This window comes from Chitinophaga agrisoli, from assembly GCF_008386695.1.
In the GTDB taxonomy this organism is placed as follows: domain Bacteria; phylum Bacteroidota; class Bacteroidia; order Chitinophagales; family Chitinophagaceae; genus Chitinophaga; species Chitinophaga agrisoli.
This window is the reverse complement of the sequence record NZ_VUOC01000152.1, coordinates 1-333: the sequence shown is the minus strand read 5'-3', so window position 1 is coordinate 333 and position 333 is coordinate 1. Positions and strand designations below refer to the sequence as shown.

1 protein-coding gene is annotated in these 333 nt (G+C 42.3%); it reads right to left on the bottom strand.

The window, feature by feature from the left end:
* The coding region (locus F0L74_RS33075) for a serine hydrolase family protein (RefSeq protein ID WP_050346405.1) at positions 1 to 201 on the bottom strand (201 nt) is incomplete at its 3' end.
* Positions 202 to 333: the final 132 nt, after the last annotated feature.

Here is a 333-nt window from a genome sequence, read left to right as displayed (position 1 = left end):
CATCATTGGAAAACGTTCTTCGGGGCGAAAACTCTCAAGGATCTTACCGCTGTTGAGATCCAGTTCGATGTAACCCACTCGTGCACCCAACTGATCTTCAGCATCTTTTACTTTCACCAGCGTTTCTGGGTGAGCAAAAACAGGAAGGCAAAATGCCGCAAAAAAGGGAATAAGGGCGACACGGAAATGTTGAATACTCATACTCTTCCTTTTTCAATATTATTGAAGCATTTATCAGGGTTATTGTCTCATGAGCGGATACATATTTGAATGTATGTAGAGAAATAAACAAATAGGGGTTCCGCGCACATTTCTCCGAAAAGTGCCACGATC